General features: G+C 47.5%; 1 protein-coding gene. It reads left to right on the top strand.

All coding sequences use genetic code 11. The features are described from left to right. Nucleotides 1–45: 45 nt before the first annotated feature. The coding region (locus IEX22_RS16265; RefSeq protein WP_188669275.1) for a retention module-containing protein at nt 46–623 on the top strand (578 nt) is incomplete at its 3' end.

The following is a 623-nucleotide window of genomic DNA, read 5'->3' as shown; positions in this document are numbered from 1 at the left end:
ATGCAACTTTATTGATACGGATATTGCAATCGCCGGAGGCGGAACATGAAAGCACTTATCACAACACAGGATGGTCAAGTTAAGAGTTTGAATGGCAAAGCTTATGTCATGTCAAATGGTCACCAAATACAACTAAAGCCCGGCGACTTTATTGCGCAAGGAAGCGAAGTCATAGTTGAAGATAATGCACAAGTAGAACTCTTGCTTGATGACGGAAGTAGTCTCGGCAATGAAAATATAACCGCCCCACTACAGCCAAGTGTACAAGGTAACGATGCAATCACCGATTCTGAAATCGCGCAGTTACAAGCGCTTATCGCAGCAGGAGAAGATCCAACAGCTTCACTGCCCGATACCGCTGCCGGTGGAGCACAAGGAAATGAAGGAACTTCTGGGTTTGTGTCTTTGGCAAGAAGTGGCACAGAAACCTTAGCAGCAAGTGGTTATGACACCGCAGGTATCGAAGTTAATGCCGCCCCGCTTCAAGATGAAGTATCACAAAACACCTTTGAAGTAACCCAGATTGCTCCCAGCGTTGTAACTCTATTGGCCCCAAATCAGGTCAATGAAGGCGGCCAGATCACCTACACCGCCACGGTCAACAATGCCCCCGAAACCGACCT

The sequence above is a fragment of the Tersicoccus solisilvae genome (assembly GCF_014643255.1).
Classification (GTDB): Bacteria; Actinomycetota; Actinomycetes; order Actinomycetales; family Micrococcaceae; genus Tersicoccus; species Tersicoccus solisilvae.
This window is presented reverse-complemented; position numbering and strand designations above follow the sequence as displayed.